The 20,758-nt window shown below is 64.5% G+C and carries 20 protein-coding genes; 10 read left to right on the plus strand and 10 right to left on the minus strand.

The genetic code is table 11. The features are described from left to right. Position 1: 1 nt before the first annotated feature. Genes HNQ71_RS21750 through HNQ71_RS21760 form a run of 3 tightly spaced genes read right to left on the minus strand, consistent with a single transcriptional unit; the run spans position 2 to position 2,525 of the window. Entirely contained in the window at positions 2–1,267 is a 1,266-nt protein-coding gene (locus HNQ71_RS21750; protein WP_184874688.1) for a tRNA nucleotidyltransferase/poly(A) polymerase-related protein, read from the minus strand. Next, the gene (locus HNQ71_RS21755; RefSeq protein WP_184874689.1) at positions 1,264–1,896 is read right to left on the minus strand and encodes a CoA pyrophosphatase; all 633 of its coding nucleotides are present in this window, start codon (positions 1,894–1,896) and stop codon (positions 1,264–1,266) included. Before HNQ71_RS21755 ends, HNQ71_RS21750 begins: the two co-directional genes overlap by 4 nt. Beyond that, entirely contained in the window at positions 1,896–2,525 is a 630-nt protein-coding gene (locus tag HNQ71_RS21760; protein WP_184874871.1) for a DUF1285 domain-containing protein, read from the minus strand. Before HNQ71_RS21760 ends, HNQ71_RS21755 begins: the two co-directional genes overlap by 1 nt. 157 nt (positions 2,526–2,682) lie before the next feature. Between HNQ71_RS21760 and HNQ71_RS21765 the strand changes: the two genes are divergently transcribed. From HNQ71_RS21765 to HNQ71_RS21780, 4 genes are all read left to right on the plus strand, one after another. After that, complete coding sequence (locus HNQ71_RS21765) at positions 2,683–3,687, plus strand: AAA family ATPase (RefSeq protein ID WP_184874690.1); 1,005 nt, start codon at positions 2,683–2,685, stop codon at positions 3,685–3,687. Then, positions 3,687–4,652 carry a DUF58 domain-containing protein gene (locus HNQ71_RS21770; protein WP_184874691.1) on the plus strand — a complete coding sequence of 322 codons (966 nt, stop codon included), beginning with the start codon at positions 3,687–3,689 and terminating at the stop codon, positions 4,650–4,652. The genes HNQ71_RS21765 and HNQ71_RS21770 overlap by 1 nt, the downstream gene beginning before the upstream one ends. After that, on the plus strand, positions 4,649–7,468 hold the full coding sequence (locus tag HNQ71_RS21775) for a DUF4159 domain-containing protein (protein WP_184874692.1): 2,820 nt from the start codon (positions 4,649–4,651) through the stop codon (positions 7,466–7,468). The genes HNQ71_RS21770 and HNQ71_RS21775 overlap by 4 nt, the downstream gene beginning before the upstream one ends. A gap of 63 nt (positions 7,469–7,531) precedes the next feature. Beyond that, on the plus strand, positions 7,532–9,610 hold the full coding sequence (locus tag HNQ71_RS21780; protein ID WP_184874693.1) for a hypothetical protein: 2,079 nt from the start codon (positions 7,532–7,534) through the stop codon (positions 9,608–9,610). A 2-nt stretch (positions 9,611–9,612) separates the two neighbouring features. On the opposite strand, the gene clpS is transcribed toward HNQ71_RS21780, so the two are convergent. From clpS to HNQ71_RS21800, 4 genes are all read right to left on the minus strand, one after another. Continuing rightward, complete coding sequence (clpS, locus tag HNQ71_RS21785) at positions 9,613–9,918, minus strand: ATP-dependent Clp protease adapter ClpS (protein WP_184874694.1); 306 nt, start codon at positions 9,916–9,918, stop codon at positions 9,613–9,615. 138 nt (positions 9,919–10,056) lie between these two features. Continuing rightward, entirely contained in the window at positions 10,057–10,422 is a 366-nt protein-coding gene (locus HNQ71_RS21790; protein WP_184874695.1) for a hypothetical protein, read from the minus strand. A gap of 213 nt (positions 10,423–10,635) precedes the next feature. Then, complete coding sequence (locus HNQ71_RS21795) at positions 10,636–10,869, minus strand: hypothetical protein (RefSeq protein WP_095090827.1); 234 nt, start codon at positions 10,867–10,869, stop codon at positions 10,636–10,638. Positions 10,870–10,907: 38 nt separating this feature from the next. After that, positions 10,908–11,210 carry a hypothetical protein gene (locus HNQ71_RS21800; RefSeq protein ID WP_184874872.1) on the minus strand — a complete coding sequence of 101 codons (303 nt, stop codon included), beginning with the start codon at positions 11,208–11,210 and terminating at the stop codon, positions 10,908–10,910. Between the two features lie 235 nt (positions 11,211–11,445). Here HNQ71_RS21800 and HNQ71_RS21805 point away from each other — a divergent pair, with 235 nt between their 5' ends. Then, positions 11,446–12,162, plus strand: a complete 717-nt coding sequence (locus HNQ71_RS21805) for a response regulator (protein WP_095090825.1) — start codon at positions 11,446–11,448, stop codon at positions 12,160–12,162. Beyond that, a complete protein-coding gene (locus HNQ71_RS21810; protein WP_184874696.1) occupies positions 12,159–13,565 on the plus strand; it encodes an ATP-binding protein in 1,407 nt (468 codons plus the stop codon). The genes HNQ71_RS21805 and HNQ71_RS21810 overlap by 4 nt, the downstream gene beginning before the upstream one ends. A 60-nt stretch (positions 13,566–13,625) precedes the next feature. Here the strand turns inward: HNQ71_RS21810 and choV are convergent, their stop codons facing one another. From choV to HNQ71_RS21825, 3 genes are all read right to left on the minus strand, one after another. Then, on the minus strand, positions 13,626–14,807 hold the full coding sequence (choV, locus tag HNQ71_RS21815) for a choline ABC transporter ATP-binding protein (RefSeq protein WP_184874697.1): 1,182 nt from the start codon (positions 14,805–14,807) through the stop codon (positions 13,626–13,628). Further along, complete coding sequence (gene choW, locus HNQ71_RS21820; RefSeq protein ID WP_184874698.1) at positions 14,804–15,658, minus strand: choline ABC transporter permease subunit; 855 nt, start codon at positions 15,656–15,658, stop codon at positions 14,804–14,806. The genes choV and choW overlap by 4 nt, the downstream gene beginning before the upstream one ends. 136 nt (positions 15,659–15,794) lie before the next feature. Beyond that, positions 15,795–16,730 (minus strand): choline ABC transporter substrate-binding protein, encoded by a 936-nt coding sequence (locus HNQ71_RS21825; RefSeq protein WP_184874699.1) that lies wholly within the window; start codon positions 16,728–16,730, stop codon positions 15,795–15,797. Positions 16,731–16,989: 259 nt separating this feature from the next. Here HNQ71_RS21825 and HNQ71_RS21830 point away from each other — a divergent pair, with 259 nt between their 5' ends. The 4 genes from HNQ71_RS21830 (at position 16,990) to HNQ71_RS21845 (ending at position 20,748) form a co-directional block, all read left to right on the plus strand. Next, positions 16,990–17,601: a thymidine kinase gene (locus HNQ71_RS21830; protein WP_184874700.1), complete on the plus strand. Its 612-nt coding sequence runs from the start codon at positions 16,990–16,992 to the stop codon at positions 17,599–17,601. A 184-nt stretch (positions 17,602–17,785) separates the two neighbouring features. Continuing rightward, a complete protein-coding gene (locus HNQ71_RS21835) occupies positions 17,786–18,175 on the plus strand; it encodes a c-type cytochrome (protein ID WP_184874701.1) in 390 nt (129 codons plus the stop codon). A gap of 307 nt (positions 18,176–18,482) precedes the next feature. Beyond that, positions 18,483–19,571: a hypothetical protein gene (locus HNQ71_RS21840; RefSeq protein ID WP_111543712.1), complete on the plus strand. Its 1,089-nt coding sequence runs from the start codon at positions 18,483–18,485 to the stop codon at positions 19,569–19,571. 31 nt (positions 19,572–19,602) lie between these two features. Further along, on the plus strand, positions 19,603–20,748 hold the full coding sequence (locus HNQ71_RS21845; protein ID WP_184874702.1) for a hypothetical protein: 1,146 nt from the start codon (positions 19,603–19,605) through the stop codon (positions 20,746–20,748). Positions 20,749–20,758 lie beyond the last annotated feature (10 nt).

Here is a 20,758-nt window from a genome sequence, read left to right on the forward strand (position 1 = left end):
TTCAGCCTGCTTTCAAGGCTTCCGCGGCGCGTTCAAGCAGCGCGCCGCGATCGGGCGAAAACCCTGCTTCGACCCATTCCGTCTCAAGGTTCCTGAGAATCTCGCCAACCTTTGGCCCTGGAGTTGCGCCGAGCCGCGTCAGATCGGCGCCCTTTAGCGGAAACAACGGCTTTTCCCATTTGAGGGCGAAGGCAAGCAGGCGCGAAAAGCCGCCGGCTTCGAGCAACGCGTCATTGTCCTCGACGGCGCGCATCCGCGCGCCCGCAAGCGACAGCCGCAGGCGGTCGACGAACCCTTGCCGGTCGCCGCGATAGAGCCGCTTTGCCAACTCGCCCTCGGTCGTTTTCGGCTCGGCTGCGGTGGCCAACGCCCAGTGGCGCAGGCGGTCCGCCTCGGCGGTCGAAAATTTGAGCCGCTCGGCGAGCGTCTTCATACGCGCGGCATCCGCCGGCACGATCGCTTCCAGCCTGAGCAGCGGGTCAGGTGCCCAGTCCAGATCCTTCTCGGCCTTGGTCAGTGCATGGATCGCGTCGATGCCCCATTTCTCGCTTTCCGGCAGCGCGGCGGTCAAGACGCTGGCCTGCCGCATCCAGAGTAGCGCTCGCGAGGGATCGGGCGCCGACAGAAGCTTCTTCAGTTCCGACCAGATGCGTTCGGCGGAAAGCTGGGCCAGCCCTTCCTTCAGCCGGGCACAGGCTTTCAGCCCCTCGGCATCCGGCCGGCCATCGCCATACCAGGCGAAGAAGCGGAAGAAGCGCAGGATGCGCAGATAATCCTCGCGGATGCGCGCTTCCGGATCGCCGATGAAGCGCAACCGGCGCGCCTCGATGTCGGCGATGCCGCCGACCAGGTCGATAACTGTGCCATCGGCCTCGGCATAGAGCGCGTTGATGGTGAAATCGCGCCGTTCAGCGTCAAGCTTCCAGTCGCGCCCGAACGACACCTTGGCGCGGCGGCCGTCGGTCTCGACATCGGCGCGCAAGGTGGTGATCTCATAGGGCTTGCCGCCGGCGACCACCGTGATCGTCCCATGCTCTATGCCGGTCGGCACCGCCTTGAAGCCCTCCGCCTCGGCGCGGCGGATGGTTTCCTGCGGCAGACACGTGGTGGCGATGTCGATGTCGGCGACCGGCTGGCCCATCAGCGTGTTGCGTACCGCGCCACCGGCAACACGCGCCTCTTCACCGCCTTGCGCCAATGCGGTAAGCAGGCGTTGCAGATGCTTGTCGCTGAGCCACTCGGCCCGGCCCGCGATAGAGACACTCACGCATAGAGCCTTTCGTAAAGCGTACGGATGATGCCGGCGGTGACGCCCCAGATGCGCCGGTCGCCATAGGGCATGTCGTAAAAGAACCATTCGAGATCGTTCCACATGCGGCTGTCGCGCTTGTGGTTGGCCGGGTCCATCAGGAAACGCAGCGGCACTTCGAAGGCGGCATCGACCTCGTCGGCATTCAAGGTGAGCTGGAAACCGGGCCGCACGATGCCCAGCACCGGCGCAATGCGGTAGCCGCTGCCGGCGACATAATCGGGCATGCGGCCGATGATCTCGATGCGATCCTGGGCAAGGCCGATTTCCTCGAAGGTCTCGCGCACGGCCGCCGCTTCCGGACTGGCATCGTTCGGATCGATGGTGCCGCCGGGAAAGGCCACCTGCCCCGAATGATCGCGCAGTTTTTCGGCCCGTTTGGTCAACAGAACCGTGGCTTCGCCCTCATGATCGACCACCGGGATCAGCACCGCTGCATTGCGCAGCGGCTTGCCGTGGTTGAGACGCGGATGGCCGGGATTGAAGCGATGATCGCCATAGTCGTCGCCGGCATGCGCATCCGGCTGCGCGGCAAAGCGCGCGCGAAAATCCGCTGCGGAAAACGGCGCCAGGGACACCTTGTCCATCACGCGCTCAGCCGCTTCAGCTGGTCCGCCGGCATGATCGCAAACACCGCGCCCTTCGAGCGCACGGCGAACATGGTCTTGCCGTCGATCTCGATCTCCTCGCCATGTCCGACCAGCTCATACATCACCGGCCGCGCCACCAGCGCTTCCAGCCGGCCGCGCACCAGCACATAGGGTTTCAGGCCACCTGTCTCGGTCTCGTCGACGAAGCGCAGCGGCCGTTCCGGTCCGGCTTCGACGACATCGCCGACATTGGTGCGGAAGGTGATGATCTGTCCGTCTCCGCTGCCCGAAACATCCATTTCGACGGCGATGAACGGCGCGTCGGCGACGCGGATGCCGACCCGTTCCACCGGTGTCACCAGATAGGTCCTGCCGTCCGCGTCCTTGCGCAGCACCGAGGAGAAAAGCTGCACCAGCGGCATGCGCCCGATCGGCGTGCCCAGATAGAACCAGGTGCCGTCAGCCTTGATCTCCATGTCGAGATCGCCGCAGAAATCGGGATTCCAGCGCTCGACCGGCGCCGCGCCCTTGCCGGCGCGCGCCGCGCGCGAGATCAGCGCCTCGAGACCGCGCGCCTCGGTGGCGGTCGTAAGGCTTTGCTGGCGATGTTCGGAGTGTTCCGTCATGGTCACGAAATAGTCACTGTTGTTGCGCTTGTCAGCCTAAGTCTGTGATTTAAGTTTTGACATAGGCGCCACGCGAGGCCGAATCGCGGCAACCTATGCTATGGTGCGTGCCGGCATTTCCAACGATGGTATCTCCAACCAAAGGGATCGAAGCTGCATGAGCGTGATGGTCAAGGAAAGCCCGATGAGCGAAACGGACATGATCGCCGAGGCCGAGAAGGCGCTTGCCGACATCTCCAGGATCCGCGACGGGGTCGGCCGGGTCATCTTCGGCCAGGAGAGCGTCGTCGAGCGCACGCTCGTGGCGCTGCTGGCCGGCGGCCATGCGCTGCTGGTCGGCGTGCCGGGCCTCGCCAAGACCAAGCTGGTCGAGACGCTGGGCGTCGTGCTGGGCCTCGATTCGCGGCGTATCCAGTTCACGCCCGACCTGATGCCTTCCGATATCCTCGGCTCCGAGGTGATGGAGCAGGACGAGTTCGGCAAGCGTTCCTTCCGTTTCATCTCCGGGCCGATCTTCGCCCAGCTTTTGATGGCCGATGAGATCAACCGTGCCTCGCCGCGCACCCAGTCGGCGCTGCTGCAGGCGATGCAGGAGTACCACGTCACCATTGCCGGCGCCCGCCACGACCTGCCGGCGCCCTTCCATGTGCTGGCGACGCAGAACCCGCTGGAGCAGGAAGGCACCTATCCCTTGCCCGAGGCCCAGCTCGACCGCTTCCTAATGCAGGTCGACATCCTCTATCCCGAAATCGAGGCCGAACGCCGCATCCTCTTGGAAACCACCGGCATCGAGGACGCCAAGGCGCAGAACGTGCTGCAGCCGGTGCGGCTGAAGGAGATCCAGACGCTGATCCGCCGCATGCCGGTGCCGGAAAGCGTCGTCGAGGCGATCCTGACGCTGGTGCGCTCGGCGCGCCCCGGGCAGGGCAATGCCGAAACCGACAAGCATGTCGCCTGGGGCCCCGGCCCGCGCGCCAGCCAGGCGCTGATGTTGTGCACAAGGGCGCGCGCGCTTTACGATGGGCGGCTGGCGCCCTCCATCGACGATGTCCGTGCGCTGGCCGAGCCGGTGCTGCAGCACCGCATGGCCCTGACTTTCGCCGCCCGCGCCGAAGGCACCAGCGTGCGCGACGTGGTGGCGAAGCTGGTGAAAGGGATTTGATGGCGCGCATCGGCGAGGTCCAGGCTCCGGCAGCGACGCGCGACGCGCTCGCCCGTGGCCGGTTGCGGGCCTCGCTTGTGCCCGACTTGCTGGTCGAGGCGCGCCGCATCGTTAACACCGTGATCGCCGGCTGGCATGGCCGCCGCAAGCGCGGCATCGGCGAGAATTTCTGGCAGTTCCGGCCCTATGTCGAAGGCGATGCCTCGCGCATCGACTGGCGCCGTTCGGCCCGCGACGACCACACCTATGTGCGTGACCGCGAATGGGAAGCCGCCCATACGGTGTGGCTTTGGGCCGACCCGTCGCCGTCGATGCTCTACAAATCGACCGGTGCCGGCGTGTCCAAGCAATCGCGCGCGCTGGTGCTGGCGTTGGCCATGGCCGAGCTGTTGTCGCGCAGCGGCGAGCGCATCGCCTGGCCCGGCCTCACCGATCCGTTTACCGCCCGCAATGGCGCCGAGCGCATTGCCGCCCAGCTCATGCATGCCGGCGAGTTGCCGGCCAAACCCGACCTCTCCGACATCCGCCGCTTCTGCGACATCGTCATCGCCAGCGATTTCCTCGATCCGGTCGAGGAAACGATGGCCTGGCTCGACGTGCTCGCCCGCCACGGCGTGCGCGCCCATCTGATCGAGGTCGCCGACCCGGCCGAGGAAACCTTCCCCTATGCCGGCCGCACCGAATTCACCGATCCCGAGACCGGCGACAAGCTGACCGCCGGCCGCGCTGAAATGCTCGGCGATGAATACCGGCTGCTCTACACCGCCCGCCGCCACGAACTGGCCGCCTGGTGCAAGCGGCTCGGCTGGAGCTTTACCGTCAATCACACCGATCGGCTGGCTTCCGACGCGCTGGTGCGCCTGCACATGGCGATGACCGCCGACGGCGGTTATGCCGGGCTGACCGGAAGCGGTCATGCCGGGCTGGCCGCCGTTGGCGGTCGTGCCGGGAAGGCCGTCGCATGAGCTGGCTGCCGCTCTCCTTTGGCGCCCCCATGGTGCTGTGGGGCCTGCTGGCGCTGCCGGTGATCTGGTGGCTGCTGCGTCTGACGCCGCCCAAGCCGCAGATGGAGATCTTCCCGCCGTTGAAGATCCTGGCGCGTGTGCTGAAGCGCGAGGAGACGCCGCAACAGAGCCCATGGTGGCTGACGCTGCTCAGGCTGTTGATGGCGGCGCTGATCGTCGCCGCCCTTGCCGAGCCGGTGTTCAACCCGCGCGAAAAACTGCCGGCCGAGGGCGCGGCCCTCGCGCTGGTCATCGACAATGACTGGGCAAGTGCCGCCGACTGGAACAAGCGCGTCGCCACCGCCGAGCGGCTTATCAACGACGCGGGCTCGAACGGCGTGCCGGTCGTCATCGCCTTCACCGCCGAAAAGCCCAATTCGGAAATCGGCCCGTTCGATGCCGCCGCCGCTCTCGACCGGCTGCGCGCCGCCAAGCCGCGGCCGATCCCGACCGACCGGCCCGCCGTCTATGCCCGAGTCGCCGGGGTGCTGGACAGCTTGCCCGGCGCCAGCGTCGCCGTGCTTGCCGACGGCCTGGCGGCGAAAGGCGACGAGGCCGCCTTCAACACGCTGTTGTCGAAAAATGCCGCCCGTGTCGTCTGGGCCAGTCCAGACCGGCTGTCGCTGACCGGTCTGACCACCGCCGACAACCAGGTCGATGGCTTTGCGCTCACCGCCATCCGCGCGCCGGGCGACCCGGCACCCGCACAAGTCACCGCCGGTGCTTTCGACGACAAGGGCCGCCGCATCGCCGATGCGACGCTGACCTTTTCCCCTGGCGAAACCACCGCCACCGCCACCATGGCGGTGCCGTTCGAGCTGCGCAACGACTTCGCCTCGATCGCGCTTGACGGCGAGCGCCAGGCCGGTGCGGTGCGCGTGCTCGACGAAAGCTCCAAGCGCCGCCGCGTCGGGCTGCTGTCGCAGGCCGAAGCCGACCAGGCGCAGCCACTTCTGTCGCCGCTCTACTACATCAGGCGCGCGCTGCAGCCCTTCGCCGATCTTGTCGAACCCTCCAGCGCCGACCTCGCCGACGCCATCCCGCAGATCCTCGACCAGAAGCCGGCGATGATCGTCATGGCCGACATCGGCACCATTCCCACGCAGGTCCGTCAAAGGCTCGTCGACTGGGTCGACAATGGCGGCACGCTGGTGCGTTTCGCGGGCTCGCGGCTGGCCGCCGCCGGCAATGACGACGACCTGCTGCCGGTCCGCCTGCGCACCGGCGAGCGTTCGCTCGGCGGCGCCTTGTCATGGACATCGCCGCAGCCGGTCACCGAATTCCCCAAGGCCGGCCCATTTGCCGATCTGGCGCCGCCGACCGAGGTCACCGTCACCAGGCAGGTGTTGGCCGAGCCGACGCCCGACATCGTCGAGCGCACCTGGGCCGCCCTCGCCGACGGCACGCCGCTGGTCACCGGACTGAAGAAAGGCAAGGGCACGCTGGTGCTGTTCCACGTCACGCCCGAGGCGACCTGGTCGAACCTGCCGATCTCGGGCAGCTTCGTCGAGATGCTGCGCCGCATCGTGCAGCTGTCGCGCAACCAGGGCGCGGCGATCGCCAATGCCGAAGCTGCAGCCACCTCGCTGGCGCCGTATCGCATGATCTCAGCCGACGGCTCGCTGGTGCCGCCGACGCCGGATGCACGGCCGCTGGTGCCGGGTCCCGCGCTGGCGGTGACCTTCGAGAACCCGCCCGGCCTCTACGGCTCCGAGACCGGCGTCTTCGCCCACAATTTGCTCGAAGCCGCAAGCACGCTGGCGCTGCTGGCGCGCCCGCAAATCACCGTTCCGGTTACATCGATCCAGTATGCCTTTGACGAATCGCGCAACCTGAAGGGCGCGCTGGTCGCCGCCGCTCTGGTGCTGATGCTGCTCGACACGCTGGCGGTGTTCTGGATGGGCGGCCTGTTTTCCCGCCGGCCGCGCCGTGCCGGTGGCGTGGCCACCACCGCCGCGATCCTGATTGCGCTTGGCGCGCTGTTTAGCCATGCCGATCCTGCCCGCGCCGACGACGCCAAACCGGGCGACGAGGTCGCCATCGCGGCGATATCCAAGACCCGCATCGCCTATGTGCTGACCGGCGTACCGGGTGACGATTCGATCAGCCGCGCCGGGCTCGAAGGCCTGACCCGCTTCCTGGTCGAGAAGACGGCGTTGGAACCCGGCGCGCCGGCCGGCGTCGACATCTCGAAGGACGAGCTGTCGTTCTATCCCTTGATCTACTGGCCGATCGACCCGGCCGCACCGATGCCGAGTCAGGCCGCGATTGCCCGCATCGACGCCTATATGCAGCAGGGGGGCACTGTGCTTTTCGACACTCGCGACCAGTTCGCCAACGGCATCGGGGCCGATTCGACCAGCCCGGCGACGGAGCGGCTGCGCGACATCCTCGGCAACCTCAACGTGCCGCCGCTGGAGCCGGTGCCGTCCGACCACGTGCTGACCAAATCCTTCTTCATCCTGCCCGAATTTCCTGGCCGCTTCAGTGGCAGCCCGCTCTGGGTCGAGGCCTCGCTCGACGCCAGCAATGCCGAGAACCGGCCGGTGCGCACCGGCGACGGCGTCTCGCCGATCATGATCACCGCCAATGATTTCGCCGGTGCCTGGGCGGTCGACGAAAATGGCGATCCGCTGCTGCCGACCGTGCCGGCGGACCCGATGCAGCGCATCTACGCGCTGCGCGCCGGCGTCAACATCATGATGTATATGCTGACCGGCAACTACAAATCCGACCAGGTGCATGTGCCTATTCTGCTCGAACGGCTGGGGCAGTAGGATGACGTACGTTGTTGCGTTCCCAACCCGGAATTACCCTCCCCACAAGGGGGAGGCTAATTCATGAACTGGTCGATCTCCCTCGAACCGCTGATCTCCTGGCCCTTGCTGGCTCTTGTGCTGGTGCCGCTGGCGCTGCTGGCACTCGTCGGCCTGTGGTTTCGCCAGCGTGGCGCGGTCTTCCGCTTCGTCGCCCTGCTGGCGCTCGCCGCCGCCCTGTTCAACCCGGTGTTCCTCAACGAGGAACGCGAGCCGCTGAAAAGCGTCGTCGCCCTCATCGTCGACCGCAGCCAGAGCCAGGATATCGGTGATCGCACCAAGCAGACCGACGAGGCACTGGCCGGGTTGCAGCAGCGTCTTGGCCGCTTCAAGCAGTTCGACGTGCGCGTCGTCGAGGCCGGCAAATCGCAAGCCGCCGAGGAGCGCACCGAAACGCGGCTGTTCGGCGCGCTTGAAGGCGCTTTCCGCGACGTGCCGCCCTCGCGCATTGGCGGCGCCATCATGATCACCGATGGCGAGGTGCATGACGCGCCCGCAGGCAGCCCCGATTTCAACGCGCCGCTGCATGCCCTGATCACCGGCAACGATCACGAGAAGGATCGCCGCATCCGCTTCGAGAATGCACCGCGCTTCGGCCTTGTCGGCAAGCCGCTCGACATGACCTACCGCGTTATCTCGACGGAAAACGAGACCGCCCCGGTCGAAGTGCGCGTCTCGGTCAATGGCGAGCAGGTCGCGGTCGAGCATGCCACCGTCGGCCAGGCCATGCCGCTGCAGGTGACCATTCCCGCTGCTGGCCGCAACATCGTCGAGCTCGCCATCGACCGCGAGCCGGGCGAATTGACCGACACCAACAATCGCGCCATCGCGCTCATCGACGGCATTCGCGAAAACCTGCGCGTGCTGCTCGTCTCCGGCGAGCCGCATGCCGGCGAGCGCACCTGGCGCAATCTCTTGAAATCCGACGCCTCGGTCGACCTCGTCCATTTCACCATCTTGCGGCCGCCGGAAAAGCAGGACGGCACGCCGATCAACGAATTGTCTCTGATCGCCTTCCCGACCCGCGAACTGTTCGTCGAGAAGATCAAGGATTTCGATCTCATCATCTTCGACCGCTACCAGCACCGCGATGTGCTGCCGATCCTGTATTACGACTACATCTCCGAATATGTCGAAAAGGGCGGCGCGCTGCTGATCGCGGCCGGGCCCGAATATGCCGGCGAAAGCTCGATCGCGCGCACGCCGCTGATGTCGGCCTTGCCGGCGATGCCGACCGGCGAGGTGGTCGACAAGGCCTTCTATCCGCGCCTCACCGACCTTGGCCAGCGCCACCCGGTGACGCGCGGGCTCGATGGTTCGGCCACCGAGCCACCGCACTGGAGCCGCTGGTTCCGCACCATCGGCGTGCAGAATCCCGAAGGCGAAGTGGTGATGAAGGGCGCTGACAACCGGCCCCTGCTCTTGCTCGACCGCAAGGGAGAGGGCCGCGTCGGCATGCTTCTGTCCGACCAGGGCTGGCTGTGGGCGCGCGGCTTTGAGGGCGGCGGCCCGCATGTCCAGCTCTACCGGCGCATCGCCCACTGGCTGATGAAGGAGCCCGATCTCGAGGAGGAACGGCTTACCGCCGACGGTCGCGGTATGGTGCTGGAAATCCGCCGCCAGACGATGGCCGATGATCCCGGCCAGGCCCAGATCATCACCCCTTCCGGCAAGACCTTGACCGTCAAGCTCGAGAAATCCGAGCCCGGCGTCTTCCTCGGCAGTGTCGAGACCAGCGAGATCGGACTCTACCAGGTCGCCAATGGCGACCTCACCGCGCTCGCCCATGTCGGGCCGGTCAACGCGCCGGAATTCGCCGATGTCATTTCCACCGAAAACCGGCTGAGGGCGCCGGCGGAAGCCACCGGCGGCAGCGTGCGGCGGCTGGCGTCATCCACGGCCCTTGGCAGCGACATTGCGCTGCCCTCCATCGTGCCGGTGCGGTCTTCCGGTCAGGCCACCGGCAGCGACTGGATCGGCTTGCGCACGACGGACGACAGCGTGCTCAAGGCGGTCTCGCGCGTGCCGCTGTTCGGCGGCTTCCTCGGCCTCGGCTTGCTGCTGCTGGCGATGGGTTCGATGTGGTACCGCGAGGGGCGGTAGGGCTACTCTTCCGGTTCGGTCGTGAACAGCAGCGGATAGCCCTTGGCCTTACCGGCATCGGTCGCCCGTGTCGCCTTGGTCTCGGCGACATCCTTGGTGAAGACGGCAACGACGCAGACGCCGCGCCGATGGGCGGTGATCATGATCCTGTGAGCCTGGTCTTCGCTGAGCTTGAACTCGCCCTTCAGCACCGTCACCACGAATTCGCGCGGCGTGAAATCGTCATTGATGAGGATGACCTTGTAGAGCTTTGGCCGCTCGGTCTGCGCCTTGACCTGGGTACGCGGCTTTGTGGTGATTTCAGGCATCCGAACCGACAATTTTGCGCAATCGACCTGGCCCGCATTCTGACACCAGCGAATTCAGCCGTCCATTTTGATTGACGCGCAAAGCCGATCGGGCTGGCGCCGCCATCCACGACTATGTGGGAAAGTGTCGGTTGCCGTTCAACGGTCTTGGCGGCCGAACATGCGGCGGCCGGGAAGCTGCCGCGCGGCTGTGACGGACGGCATATCGGACCGAAAGCGGTTTCCACCCGCATCCGCCCGGCGTTCCAGCCATGCCGCGATCGGCCACGCGACGACGCAGATCAGCGTTGTGCCGGTGAGCACGATCAGCACCCAGGTCTGTGCCGGCGTGATGTAGTCCCAGTTGGTGGAAATCGCCGGTGCGAACAGCGAAGGCTCGGTGCGTCCGCTTGCCGGATCGGGCACCGGGCTGGCGGTGAGCAGGATCAGCACCCTGGCGGCGCCGGTGGCGACCAGACCGCCAAGCACCATCGAACGCAGAGTGGACGAAAGCCGCTTCTTCATGCGGATTGTCCTACATGGCCGGCATTGCAAACGGGTTAAAGTCGGTCGGGGCGGAAGCTGCCGGCGCGAGGCTTCGGCCAAACATCGGTAGGCTGACCGTCCGCTACATCGCCGAAATCAGGGCTTGCAGCGGTCGGACAGGAAGAAGGCCGCCCCAGCCGAAAAACAACTGGAACGGCCTTGTGGCGGACGGGCAGTTATGCCCGATCTGGATTAAGCCTTCGGGGCGTCCTTCTTGACGGCCTTCGTCGGAGCCTTCTTGTGCTTCTTGGTCTTCTTGACGACCTTCTTCGGAGCAGTCTTGGCCGGGGCGGCAGTAGCCGGAGCGGTGGTGGTCGTCGAAGCAGCCGGAGCAGCGGTCGTGGTGGCAGCGGCGTTACCGAGAGCCGGCATCGCGAAGGCGAGAGCGACGGCGAGACCGGTTGCGGAGAGGATGGACTTCTTCATGGCTTCACTTCCTTTTTTAGCGGGTCGAGTTTCGAGCGTTACTGAACCGGGTCGTTCGGCGTCACTCCAAGCAGCTTCAAAGCGTTGGCGAGCATCCGGATGCCCTGTGCCTGTTTCTTGGCGGCGCAGTACCGGTTACCCTTTCTCTGAAGTGCCTTTGCCGCGGTGACCTGCGTTGCCGCGGCATGGGTTTCGAGGGCTTCATCAAATTGGTGGCTGAGATTGGCGCACCGTTCGCTCCGGGTGGTGAGCGTCACCTTTGCGTCCGATTGTTCGACAGCGGCAGTAACCAGGCCAATGCCCAGCAACGCACCCAACAAACTGATCGACAACCTTGGCATCGGTTTATCCGTAAACCCGGAGACTAGCGTCGCAGCCGATGACCTGACCGCCACGAGACCAGTTATGCCTTTGTATTTTTTCAGGAGTTTTTCTGAACTGTAGAATTTTGTTTCTGGATTGTGTCTGAGAAAGCCGGTGTGGGACGCATCATCCCCACTGGCCAACATATGGCCTGAATTCTATCGTGTGGGTTGCGACAGAACGGCTTGGCAATCAAACAATGACAGGGCTGCTGTGAAATCCGACGCACACATACTGATCGTCGACGACGACAAGGGCATCCGCGACCTGCTGCAGGAATTCTTCCAGAAACGGGGCCTGCACACCTCGGTTGCCGCCGACGGCACCGAGATGGAGGCCATCCTGCGCCGCGCCCAGGTGGACCTCATCGTCCTCGACGTGATGCTGCCCGGCAAGAGCGGGCTGGAACTGTGCCGCGACCTTCGCGCCCAGTATTCGACACCGATCATCATGCTGACCGCCGTCACCGAGACCACCGACCGCGTGGTCGGCCTCGAGATGGGCGCCGATGACTATGTGCCCAAACCGTTCGACCCGCGCGAACTTCTGGCGCGCATCCGCGCGGTGCTGCGGCGCAACGGCGCCGCCGAGCCAAAGCGCGCCACCACCAAGCAGATATACCGCTTCGCCGGCTGGACGATGGACTGTTCGCGGCGCCGGCTGATCGCCCCCGACGATGTCAGGGTCGAGCTGACCATGGCGGAATTCAACTTGCTGCAGACCTTCGTCAAGAGCGCGCAGCGCGTGCTGACGCGCGACCAGCTCATCGAACTGTCCGGCGGCGACAGCGACTATTCCTTCGACCGCAGCATCGACATCCTGGTCAGCCGGCTGCGGCGCAAGATGGAAGACGACCCGAAGACGCCCAAGCTGATCCTGACCGTGCGCAGCGGCGGCTACCAGTTCCTGCCCGAGACGACCTCCGAATGAGACGTTTCCTGCCGCAGACCTTGCCTGTCTGGGTGCTGCTGATCGTCATCGCCGGCCTGCTGATCAGCCAGGTAGCGACCCTCTACATCGTGTCGCGCGACCGCGCCGCCGCCAACGACGTCGTCGACCTCTACCGTCTCAACGACCGTGCTTTCTCACTTGTGCAGCTCATGCATGACGCCAGTCCGGAGCAACGCAAGGCGACAGCGACCGGCCTGTTCAATTCCACCTACGCGCTAACCATCACGGACACGCCCGCTGTCACCTCGTCGATTGCCGGCGACGACGAACTGGCGGAGCTCGAAGACATCCTCGTCGGCAGGCTGTCGAAATTCGGCATCACCGATGCGCGGGTGCGGCGCGACCCGGCGACGCGCGAGGCCGACGATGCCACCGGCATGGCGCCGGGACCGGATATCGGCCAGGTCGAGCGCGACCTCTTGGTGCTGGCCGCCGACTTCGCCCAGAGCGACAAGCTGACGGCGTCGCTGCGCTTTGCCGACGGCCAGTGGCTCAACTTCACCGAGCCCATCACGCCCGTCGGCCCGATCCTGAGCTTCGACAGCCTGCCGCTCTATTCGCTGATCGCAGGGCTTGTGGTGATCATGTCGATCTGGTCGCTGCGCCGGCTGACGGCGCCCTACCGGATGATGGAAACCGCCGTGAACCGCATCGGCAAGGATCTGAAGAGCCCGCCGATCGCCGAGAGTGGCAGCCGCGAGGTGCGCGCTGCCGCCAAGGCGATCAACGCCATGCAGGCCAGGTTGCGCGAATATGTCGAGGACCGCGAACATCTGGCGGCAGCGTTGGCACACGATCTGCGCACGCCGATGACACGGATGCGCCTGCGCCTGGAGCTGTTGCGCAAATCGGCGGTTCGCGAGGCGCTGGCGCACGACCTCGCCGATGTCGAGAGCATCGCCAGTTCGGTGATCGACTTCGCCACCTTCGAGGTGACCGAGGAAAAGAGCGAACGCATCGACTTCTGGTCGCTCGTGGAGTCGATCGCCGACAGCTATGACGACGTCTCCTTCGACGACGACACCCGCTCGCGTGGCCTGATCTGCATGGCACGGCCGGTCGCGCTCAGGCGTTGCGTCACCAATCTGATGCAGAACGCGATCACCTACGGCAAGAAGGCGCATATCAGCCTGCGCCGCTCGGAGAACATGATCCTGCTCACCATCCGCGACGAAGGGCCGGGCATACCGCAGGCGCAGATCGACGCCGTGTTCGGCTCGTTCGTGCGCCTCGAACAATCCCGCAACCGCCAGACCGGCGGTCTCGGTCTCGGCCTGACCATTGCCCGCAATATCGCGCGGGCCGCCGGCGGCGAGATCAGCCTGTCCAACAACCCGGGCGGTGGCCTGCTGACGCAACTGCGCCTGCCGCTGGCGGCGTAGGGCGATTTGGGACCACCAGGCAGCCTCCGCCGCAGCGGAAGCTGCAGACGAAGCCTGGCGCTACCGCCGCAGCACCGCGCTCAGCACGTCGCGGATGCCGATGGCGCCGACAAAGCGCGACTGGTCGTCGAAGAGTGCCACGGGTGCGGTCTGCGAGCGGTGCATGGCCAGCATCACGGTTTTCAGTGAGGTGCCGGGGTTGGCCCAGAACACTTGGGCCGCTTCCTCCGACTGACCCTCGACATCGGCGCATGACACCCAGACCGCCGGCTTGCCGTCGCGTTCGGCCGCCGCCACCAGCCCGTGGTCGTCGATCTTGAAGCGCGTCGTCTTGCGCCGGTCGAGCCACACCCAGCCATTGTCGCCGTGCTCCAGGTCGCGACGGTCGCGCATCACGTTCCAGGCGGTCAGCACCGACAGCGGGTTCACATTGGCGATGAAGTCGCGGACATAGTCGTTGGCCGGCCGCAGCACGATGTCTTCCGGCGCGCCGGTCTGCACGATGCGCCCGCCTTCCATGATGGTGATGTGGCTGCCGATCTTCAACGCCTCCTCGAGGTCGTGACTGACGAAGATGATGGTCTTCTTAAGCTCGGCCTGCAGCTGCAGCAATTCATCCTGCAGCTTGGTACGGATCAGCGGATCGAGCGCCGAGAACGGCTCGTCCATCAACAGGATCGGCGCCTCGGTGGCGAAGGCGCGGGCCAGGCCGACGCGCTGCTGCATGCCGCCCGAAAGCTCATGCGCGTATTTCTTCGACCACTGGTCGAGATTGACCAGCTTGAGCTGGCGATGGACCCGTTCCTTGCGCTCGGCTTCCGGCACGCCGGCAAGTTCGAGGCCGAGGCCGACATTCTCCTCCACCGTACGCCACGGCAGCAGGCCGAACTGCTGGAACACCATCGCCACCTGCTTCTGGCGCAGACGCCGCAAGGTCGCCGGGTCACAGGTGACGACATCGACGGTCTTGTCGCCGTCCTTGACCAGCACCTGGCCGCGCGACACCACGTTCAGCCTGTTGACGGCGCGCAGCAACGTCGACTTGCCGGAACCCGACAGGCCCATCAGCACGGAAATCTCGCCCTCGTGGACGGTGAGGCTGGCCCCGGCGCAGCCGAGCACATTGCCGGTCTTCTCGAGGATCTCCGCACGGGTTGCGCCGGCATCGATCATCGCCAGCGAGCCGGCCTGGTCGGCGCCGAAGACGATATCGACGTTCTTGAAATCGACGGCGACGGTCATTTCTTGCCTCCAACGCCAATGCGGGTCATCCGGTCGAGCACGATGGCGAGCACGACGATTGCCAGGCCAGCCTCAAGCCCGAGGTCGATGCGGCGCGAGCCGAGCGCCCGGTTGATTTCGGTGCCGAGGCCGCCAGCGCCGATCAGCGCCGCGAACACCACCATCGACAGCGACAGCATGATCGACTGCGTCAGACCGGCCATGATGGTGGGTAGCGCCGAGGGCAGTTCCACCTTCCACAAAAGCTGGCTCTTGGTGGCGCCGAACGCCTCGCCGGCCTCGATGATCGACTTCGGCACAGAGACGACGCCGAGATGGGTGAGCCTGACCGCGGTGGGGATGACGAAGATGATGGTGACGATGAGCCCGGGCGCATTGCCGAGGCCGAACAGCGTCAGCACCGGGATCAGGTAGACGAAGGTCGGCAGCGTCTGCATCAGGTCGAGCACCGGCAGCATAATGCGGTAGACCTTCGGCTTGTGCGCGGCCCAGATGCCGAGCGGCACGCCGATGGCCATGGCCATGGCTGCGGCCGCCACCACCAGCACCAGCGTCTGCACAGTTTGCTTCCACAGGTTCTGGTTGATGATGAAGATGAGGCCGAGGAAGACGCCGATGGCGAGCGGCCTCGAGCGCTGCAGCAGCCAGGCGATGGCGGCGATGACAAGCGCCAGCAGCACCGGCGGCACCAGCAGCAGGATGTCGACCAGCCCGTCGAGCAGGAAATTGAGGCCATTCGAAAAGGCCCTGAACACAGTGTCGAAATTGTCGGTCAGGAAGCCGAAGAACGCCTTTCCCCAAGCGCCGATCGGAATCTTGTGATCGACCATGAATTTCGAAATCGGATCCATATCGCCCCTCTCATGCAGGAGACCGCCCTGCCCTCGGCCTCTGATGTCGCAACGTCATCTTGTCACAGGATATGAAAAAGGGCAGCCTTTTCTGGATGGCTGCCCCTATTTCGGTCACGCCGAAATCACAGTCGGCTCAGCTTCCGAGAGCGGTCTTGATCGCCGCCGCCGCATCGCCGCCGTCGAAGGTGGTCACCCCGGCGATCCACGGCTTGACCGCGTCCGGATTCTTCTTCAGCCAGTCGCTCGCCACCGTGTTGGCATCGCCGCCCTTGAGGATCGCGTCCATCATCTGGCCTTCCATGTCCAGATTGAACTTGAGATTGGCGATGAACTTGCCGGCATTCGGGCACTCCGTAGTGTAGCCCTTGCGCACATTGGTGAACACGGTGGCAGCGCCGAAGCCGCTGTCGCCCATGCCGTCGAGATAGGTGATCTTCATGGCGCCCATCACCGGATGCGGCGTCCAGCCGAGGAAGGCGATCCACTCATTGTTCTTCATCGACTGCTCGGCCTGCGTCAGCATGCCGGCTTCCGAGGATTCGACCAGTTCGAAGCCTTCGAGATTGTCCTTCGGGTTCTTGATCATGTCGAGGATGATGCGGTTGCCGTCATTACCGGCCTCGATGCCGTAGATCTTGCCGTTGAACTTGTCCTTGAACTTGCCGATATCGGTCAGCGACTTGACGCCGGCATCCGCGACATAGGTCGGCACGACGATGCCGTAGCCGGCGCCGGTCAGGTTCGTGCTGATGGTCTCGACTGAGCCGTCGGCGGTGTAATCCTTGATGTCGTTGGTCATCGACGGCATCCAGTTGCCGAGGAAGACATCAAGATCCTTGTTCTTCAGCGACGCCATGGTCACCGGCACCGACAGCTGGATCGTCTGCGGCTCGTAGCCGAGCGCGGTCAGCAGAACGGAAGCGACACCGGTCGTCGCCTGGATGTCGGTCCAGCCGACATCGGAAAGACGCACCGCCTTGCAGCTTGCCGGATCGCCGGCGAAGGCAGCGCTCGTTGACAACAGAGCCGCCAGGCCGAGGCCGGCGACGAAGGAATTCATGCGCGACATAGATATTCTCCCATTGCGATTCTTTGGCGAAGCGAAGTTACGGTTTCTCTGCCCGCCTTGTTCTGTCAGCCAAACACCATTCTGGTGTGGTTTCAAGCATTAAGGCAATCACGATGAACGGCGCAGGCTTGTCAATCAGCGACACGCTTCCAGCTTTTGCACCGTGCGGCTGTCGTTTTTTGGGGGCGGGGTTCGTTTTTTGGGGGAATGCGGTGGCGCCCCCTCCCCGCGCCTGGATAAGTCGGCTTAAAAGGGCAGCATGGCCAAGCTCTACTTCCACTATGCGACGATGAACGCCGGCAAGACGACGATGCTGTTGCAGGCGTCGTACAATTATCGTGAGCGCGGCATGCGCACGATGCTGTTCGTCGCCGGCCACTACCAGAAGGGCGACAGCGGCCTGATCTCGTCGCGCATCGGCCTGGAGACGGAAGCCGAGATGTTCCGCGATGGCGACGATCTGTTCGCCCGCGTCGCCGATCATCATGAGCATACGACCGTGCATTGCGTCTTCGTCGACGAGGCGCAGTTCCTCGAGGAGGAGCAGGTCTGGCACCTCGCCCGCATCGCCGACCGGCTGAACATCCCGGTCATGTGCTACGGCCTGCGAACCGATTTCCAGGGCAAGCTGTTTTCCGGCTCGCGCGCGCTTCTGGCCATCGCCGACGATTTGCGCGAGGTGCGCACCATCTGCCGCTGCGGCCGCAAGGCGACGATGGTGGTGCGCCTCGGCCCCGACGGCAAGGTGGCACGTGAGGGCGAGCAGGTGGCGATCGGCAAGGACGTCTATGTCTCGCTCTGCCGCCGCCACTGGGAGGAAGAGATGGGCCGCGCCGCACCCGACGATTTCATCGGCTTCACCCAGGCCTGACAGGGCAACTGCCCAATGCATGTCGCCCAAAAGTGCGCAGCGGTTTTGGGACAACGACATGCGTAACAACAAAGGCCCCGGCCCGGTGTGGCGATGTCGGCAGGCCTCCAATCCCGCGACGATGCAGCGTTTGTTAAGGCCTCGGTCCTATAAGACCGCCAGCCAGAGCTCTCCGGGGTCAGTCATGTTTCGAGCCGTCTCGTCTGCCAGCATTCTTCTCCTAGCCACCGCGCTTGCCGCTCATGCCGGCGGTGACCCGGCACTGGGCAAGCATGTCTTCAACCGGTGCATCTCCTGCCATGAAGCGGCCACCGACCGCGACAAGGTCGGCCCGCATCTGCTGGGCGTCGTCGGCCGCACCGCCGGCAGCGCCGAGAGCTTCCTTGGTCACTACTCCGAGGCGATGAAGAGCGCCGGTGCTGGCGGCCTGGTCTGGGATGAAGCCAACCTCGCCGAATATCTCAAGGCGCCTCGGCTCAAGGTGCCCGGCAACAAAATGGACTTTGCCGGCCTGACCAACGACGACGACATCGCCAATGTCATTGCCTATCTGAAGGCCGATCCCAAGCCCTGAGCAACAGCGCTGCGTCGCATGACGACGCCGGCTTCGCCGGATATCTTACGCCCACAGCTGGAATTCCACGGCGTCCGTGCCAGCGGAGATTGACTGCTTTGCCGGCACAGAAGTTCAATGACAGTTGAACTACGCTTGGCCGGTAAGCTAATCACGCCATCACCACACCTTGATTGACTTTCAAGACCGTGGCGAATTCTTTTGTTTTCGGGGCGGGTCTTGTCTTGCGTCTTTCAATCCCCGGATGCCCCACATATATTCGCCGCTGTTCGCGACCAGCGACGTGATGCCGAAGCGGGAGGCCCCAATGGCGACATTGCAGAATTTCGATGCCGAAATTGCCAAGACCAAGCAGGTCGTGCAGGACATGCGCACCAAGATCGAGCAGTCCGGCACCGTGCTTGATACGCTGGCCACCGCCGACAAAAAGATCGGCGACGCCAATTTCGACATCGAGAACGCCCGCATCGAGGACGTGCTGAAGCAGCAGAAGGTGATGGAAGGCAACATCGCAGACCTGATCATCGGGCTGGAGGACGCCACCAACGTCTTCGGCGCCGAGTTCGAAAGCATGAAGAACTACACCGGCTGGGAAAACTTCGTCGGCATGTTCTCCAGCCAGAGCAAGCAGCGCATGCGCACCGACCGCGTCCGCAACATGTCGCTGGCCGGCAACCTGCAGGAATTGCTGGCCAAGTCCGACACCATTGTCGGCATCCTGAAGGCCCAGAAAGAGGTCCTCGACCAGCGCTACAAGACCTCCGAGGCTAGTCTGTCGCAGGTCATCGAGCGCCGCAAGACCACCATGTCCAACCTCGAAGCCGTGCAGAAGCGCATCGAGGAGCTCAACCCGATGCTGCTCGACATCGAAAACAAGATCGCCGCTTCCACCAGCCAGAAGGACCGCACGCAACTCGAAGGCGAACGCTCCAAGCTGGCGACCGAATACAATGAAAAGCAGGCCAAGGAGCAGGAGTTGCTGGCCGAGAGCCAGACGCTCGAGCGCTACACCTCGATGTTCCAGACCTTCGTCGATTCGCTCAACAACCAGATCGCGGCGCAGTCGACGCTGATCAACAAGCTGACCATCGATACCGAACAGCGCATCGTGCTCTACAAGGCGCTGGAGGATTCGCTGAAGACCGCCGCCCAGCAGGACGTCGCCCACAAGATCAACACGCTGGGCAGCCAGGTCGACAACACCGCCGAGGAAACCATGGCCGGCATCGGCGCCGCTTCGCAGAAGCACATCGGCGACCTGCTCGAGATGCACGAGAAGAACATGGTCGCCAGCGCCGACATCCAGCGCCGCAAGAAGCTGGCCGACGATGCCTTTGCCCGCCGCTTCGACGAGGTGCTGAAGAAGCACAACGCGGCAAACTACGTGCAGTCTTAGGGGTGACTGGACTGCCCGCGAGCGCACAGGCATGACCCCCGAAAACGAAGCGGCCGCACGGTATTTCTCGGCCATCACGGCCGCCCTTAGCGGCCTTGAAGTGTTCATGCGCGACGATCGCTCGCCGCTCTACCGGCATGGCATCGTCGCCAAGATCGTCGCCGAATACATCGCCCGGCTCGACAAGTCCTTTGCCTGCTGGCGCAACCGGCTGGGCTTCATGGACACGTTCCGCATTTCGCGCGCCGAAAGCGGTTTTCCGGTCTTCCAGAACCTGCTCGAACTGGAAAACGACCGTCGCCAGGCCGACGCGCGGCTTGCCAACATTCCACTGGCCGGCGAGTTGCGCGAGGAAATGGCCGACTTCATCCTGCGCCACAAGGAATTCCCCGAGGCGCTGCAGAAGTCGATGGCCGAACGGCTCTATCTCGAGGACGTGAAAAGCGAGAACACGTTCGGCCCCTTCACCCTGGCGCAGACGGCCAAGGTCTCGGTCAATCCAAAGACGGCGCGGCCCTATTACCTCGTCCACTGGGCGACGTTCGACGGCAGCGCCAACCTGCCGCTGGTCTACATGGTGACGGTGGAGGATTCCTCCGAAGCCATGGTGCGTCAGCTCGTCGACAGCAACGGCAAGCTCAATGACAAGGTCGACATTCCGCTGCCGGTCGATGGCCTGCTCAATCCCGAGCTGGCCCACCGTTTCGACGACTTCGCCGAGAAGAATTCCGCCTACACGCTGTCGCCGGCGACCATCGCCGTCAACCTCGACAAGGATTTCGAGCCGCTGCACCCCAAGCAGTTGCGCCGCGTCGTGCTCGGCCCGTTCTATTCGGCGGGGATTACCGACAACAATTCGACGGTGACCGAGGTGCTCGCCAAGGTGCGGAAGCCGGAAAATGCCTGGCTGCTGACTTGGACCATCCAGGAGGTCTATTCCAAGGGCGAAAAGCCCGGCCGCAAGGGGCTGTTTTCGAGCGAGAAGACGACGCAGGAATTCTTCATCAACACCGACGACTTGGAAGCCGCGCGCCAGGGCGTGTCCAGCTACGAAAACCATGCGCTGATCCCGCACGAGGCCTACCAGGCGCTTTACGCCGCCGGCGAAGCGCAGAAGATCTTTGCCGGCTACAAGGTCCACATCCTGTCCAACGGACAGGTCATCTCAGACGTCTGACCGTCACACC

It is taken from the genome of Mesorhizobium sangaii (assembly GCF_014207355.1).
Taxonomy (GTDB): domain Bacteria; phylum Pseudomonadota; class Alphaproteobacteria; order Rhizobiales; family Rhizobiaceae; genus Mesorhizobium; species Mesorhizobium sangaii.

Excerpts from the sequence above, each read along its gene's own strand:
- clpS (WP_184874694.1), bottom strand. The coding sequence starts at position 9,918 with ATGCCTGAAATCACCACAAAGCCGCGTACCCAGGTCAAGGCGCAGACC.
- choW (WP_184874698.1), bottom strand. The coding sequence starts at position 15,658 with ATGGATCCGATTTCGAAATTCATGGTCGATCACAAGATTCCGATCGGC.
- HNQ71_RS21770 (WP_184874691.1), top strand. The coding sequence starts at position 3,687 with ATGGCGCGCATCGGCGAGGTCCAGGCTCCGGCAGCGACGCGCGACGCG.
- HNQ71_RS21775 (WP_184874692.1), top strand. The coding sequence starts at position 4,649 with ATGAGCTGGCTGCCGCTCTCCTTTGGCGCCCCCATGGTGCTGTGGGGC.
- HNQ71_RS21765 (WP_184874690.1), top strand. The coding sequence starts at position 2,683 with ATGAGCGTGATGGTCAAGGAAAGCCCGATGAGCGAAACGGACATGATC.
- HNQ71_RS21755 (WP_184874689.1), bottom strand. The coding sequence starts at position 1,896 with ATGGACAAGGTGTCCCTGGCGCCGTTTTCCGCAGCGGATTTTCGCGCG.
- HNQ71_RS21810 (WP_184874696.1), top strand. The coding sequence starts at position 12,159 with ATGAGACGTTTCCTGCCGCAGACCTTGCCTGTCTGGGTGCTGCTGATC.
- HNQ71_RS21840 (WP_111543712.1), top strand. The coding sequence starts at position 18,483 with ATGGCGACATTGCAGAATTTCGATGCCGAAATTGCCAAGACCAAGCAG.
- HNQ71_RS21760 (WP_184874871.1), bottom strand. The coding sequence starts at position 2,525 with ATGACGGAACACTCCGAACATCGCCAGCAAAGCCTTACGACCGCCACC.
- HNQ71_RS21845 (WP_184874702.1), top strand. The coding sequence starts at position 19,603 with ATGACCCCCGAAAACGAAGCGGCCGCACGGTATTTCTCGGCCATCACG.
- HNQ71_RS21825 (WP_184874699.1), bottom strand. The coding sequence starts at position 16,730 with ATGTCGCGCATGAATTCCTTCGTCGCCGGCCTCGGCCTGGCGGCTCTG.
- HNQ71_RS21800 (WP_184874872.1), bottom strand. The coding sequence starts at position 11,210 with ATGCCAAGGTTGTCGATCAGTTTGTTGGGTGCGTTGCTGGGCATTGGC.
- HNQ71_RS21780 (WP_184874693.1), top strand. The coding sequence starts at position 7,532 with ATGAACTGGTCGATCTCCCTCGAACCGCTGATCTCCTGGCCCTTGCTG.
- HNQ71_RS21835 (WP_184874701.1), top strand. The coding sequence starts at position 17,786 with ATGTTTCGAGCCGTCTCGTCTGCCAGCATTCTTCTCCTAGCCACCGCG.
- HNQ71_RS21795 (WP_095090827.1), bottom strand. The coding sequence starts at position 10,869 with ATGAAGAAGTCCATCCTCTCCGCAACCGGTCTCGCCGTCGCTCTCGCC.
- HNQ71_RS21830 (WP_184874700.1), top strand. The coding sequence starts at position 16,990 with ATGGCCAAGCTCTACTTCCACTATGCGACGATGAACGCCGGCAAGACG.
- HNQ71_RS21790 (WP_184874695.1), bottom strand. The coding sequence starts at position 10,422 with ATGAAGAAGCGGCTTTCGTCCACTCTGCGTTCGATGGTGCTTGGCGGT.
- choV (WP_184874697.1), bottom strand. The coding sequence starts at position 14,807 with ATGACCGTCGCCGTCGATTTCAAGAACGTCGATATCGTCTTCGGCGCC.